This is a genomic window from Deinococcus detaillensis, from assembly GCF_007280555.1.
In the GTDB taxonomy this organism is placed as follows: Bacteria; Deinococcota; Deinococci; order Deinococcales; family Deinococcaceae; genus Deinococcus; species Deinococcus detaillensis.
Map to the genome: position 1 here is coordinate 1 of NZ_VKDB01000065.1, position 3,038 is coordinate 3,038.

Below are 3,038 nucleotides of genomic sequence, written 5' to 3' on the forward strand. Positions count from 1 at the left end.
TCGATCTTCAGGCCACTGGCACGGCAGAGCTGAGCGCCGCCCTTCAGCGCAGCGGCGGCTTTACGGGTGCCGTCACCCTGACCCTGCTCAATCCGCCTGTGGGAATAAGCGCAGCCGCCGTGACGGTTCCAGTTGGAGCCAGCAGCGCTAAACTCAGCCTCACCACCGATGGAACCAGCGTGGCCGGAGACGACACCCTGACGTTCGCTGCCGATGCGGGCACGCTGCACAAAACTGTGCAGGTCAAGATCAACGTGGCCGCCGCCCCCGTGCCAGTGGGTCAGGCCGCCCTGACCCTGGTCGCCACCCCCGGTAGTCTGAGTGTCAAAGCAGGTGTTCCCACCACTGTGGCCGTCAAGGTGACGCGCAGCAACGTCACCGGGCCGGTGACGTTGCACCTGGCCAACCTGCCCATCAACGTCACGGCAGCGGATGTGGTGATCCCTGACGGACAGGATAGTGCCGAGATGACGCTGGCTCAGAACGGTAACTCCCCGGCGGGGAGCAGCACCATTCAGCTTCAGGCCAGCTCGGACACGGTCAAGACGTCGCTGAATCTCCCTCTGACGGTGGAGAGCGCCGAGAGCCTGCCGACTGCGCCCACGGTGATGGCCGCCGACGCCCAGGTGATCCAGGGGGTCGGCCTGAAGCTCACCCTGAAGTTCTCGCAAGTGATGGCCAGTGACGTGGTCAAGACCATCAGCGTGACGCCACCGATCCTTGGTTTCCAGTGCGAGATGAAAGCCGACGGTGCACCGCAGTCGAGCGTGCTGTGCAGCGGCGATCCGGACTACGATACGGCTTACACCCTGACCGTTAGCACCGCCGCCAAAGACACGGTGGGAACACCGCTGGCCCAGCCGTATACCTTCAACTTCAAGTCGCTAACGAAAGCCGCGAACCCCGATCCCCTGCCTCAGGGGCTGACACTGAGTAGTGATCTCAGCAAGCTGAGCGTCACCTTTGGCCCGCCTGCCTCTCTGAAGATCAACATTAAGCGCAACAATCTCACTGGCCCAGTCAAACTGCATGTCGCCAATTTGCCAGCCAATATCAGCTCACCTGACCTCGTGATTCCCGCCAATCAGGACAGCGCCCAGATGACCTTCATTCAAGGCGACTTCACCGCTGCCGGAACGACCAGCATTCAGATTCAGGCCACTGCCGGAACCGTCAGCGCGGCGCTGAATATTCCCCTGACGGTAGAGCCGGTCACCAATCCGCTCACGGTCCTCAGCACCACGCCCGCCAACGGCGCACCGGACTTCAAAGCGGGGCCAAACGCCTTTGAAGTCAAGTTCTCGCGGGTCATTCAGGAACTCAGCCCCACTCTCAACTCCGTCAGCGTGGTTCCTGCCGTGGACAAGCTCAATTGCCTGGTCAAACGCGACGCCAGCAATAAACCGCTGGCAGGTCTCCAGTGCACCGGCACGTTCGCGCCGTCAACGACCTACACGGTGACGCTGAGTAAAAGCATCCGGGCCGATAATTTTATGCCGCTCCAGCCGTACACCTTCAGCTTCAAAACTGCGCCCGCAGTCATTATTGTGCCGCCGAGTGGTGACACCACACCGCCCAAGGTGACCAGCTTCACGCCGACCAACAGCAGCATCGGTGTGGCCCATAGCCCACTGAACATCACTGTGAACTTCAACGAGGCGATGAACAAGACCACGACACAAAAAGCCTTTCAACTGCTCGTGCCGAACGTGACCGATAGCAAGAAGAGCTTTAGCTGGAACGCGGCAGGCACGGTGATGACCATGACGTACAACGAGGTGTTGCCCTACGGCAGCAACGTGGTATGGGGCATGAGCAGCATTGCCACCGATCTGGCGGGCAACCCGCTGGCACAGGCCAACAGTGTCGGCGGCAGCTACCGGTTGGTGCGGCAAGCTACTCTGAAACTGTATAGCGAAAAAGACTTGAACGAAAACTTGAAGCTCAATGTAGAAAACAATGAAGTTACGACGTCAACCGGACCAAACTATCAATACACCGTTGGTAGAAGCAAATACGATGGTGACAGATACATACAGAGGGTATTTCTGCAGTTTGACATAGGAGCGCTGACCGATTTCAGTAAGATCACCAAAATTAACTCAGCAATTCTCAACATCTATACTGTATTGCACCAGGGTAATCCTCAGGTTCTGGGAGATTTGGACGCTGTAAATATCAATACTCCGAATTTTACTCAAAATAGTGCATTGTGGAATGCGCCGGTTGCCAATTCGGGCCAGAACTTGCGACATATCTATCAGGGTTCAGGGGCTGGTTACAATACCCTCGACATTACAGTGCCGTTTACCTACAACGTCAAGAATCCTGGCCTATCGGCTGTGATGTCGCAATGGCGTATCCAGCGAGAGTTTGACAATTATCTATCAAGTCAGGACTTCAATTATCGCCAGACCTTCATAGGATCAGGAGATATGCAGGACGTCAACAAGCGTCCCTACATTCAAGTCACATACGAATATCCCTAAGCCCTAAATTATCACTCGTTTAGAGAATCCTACTCATTGCTTGGGAGCAGGATTCTCTTTTGTTCTGTTTGGGCTCAAGGAGAGTTATGAAGAACGCTGTGAAGGTCTCTGGTCTGCTGCTGGTCATGTTGCTGGGTGCATCGGGGGTACGGGCCTGCGCCGTCAACCCGCAGAAGATGTTCAACGGGCGTGTGGCCGTTCCCAAGTCGCTGGTGCGTGAATGTAGCTATGCCTGGCAACAGTGGCAGAAACACCCTGGCAAGGGCCGCTCCCTGCTCCACTGGGCTGAAATGTGGAGTGCTCCCGCCACCGACAACGTGGCTCCGCAAGACCTCCGCGACCTGATCACCCGGCTGGGTTTCCGGAAAACCGACAAGAAGATCCACAGCACCGATGCCGTGTTCCAGGGATCGGAACTTTACTTTGAAGGCAAGGACAAATCGTTTCTGGTTGGAGTGAACCCAAAGCGCAGGACCAGCAGGCAAGTCACTTCTAGGCTGGATGATAGCGGGCGGCGAACTCGGCAGGTGGGACGTAGCCGAGACTGGA

Annotated in this window: 2 protein-coding genes; both read left to right on the plus strand. The window is 56.9% G+C overall.

Annotation, left to right across the window (positions count from 1 at the left end; all coding sequences use genetic code 11):
• Window positions 1-2,489: Ig-like domain-containing protein (locus FNU79_RS18725; protein WP_185974826.1), on the plus strand; the 2,489-nt coding region annotated here is incomplete at its 5' end.
• An 86-nt stretch (window positions 2,490-2,575) separates the two neighbouring features.
• On the plus strand, window positions 2,576-3,038 hold a 463-nt coding region (locus FNU79_RS18730), incomplete at its 3' end, for a hypothetical protein (RefSeq protein WP_143722307.1).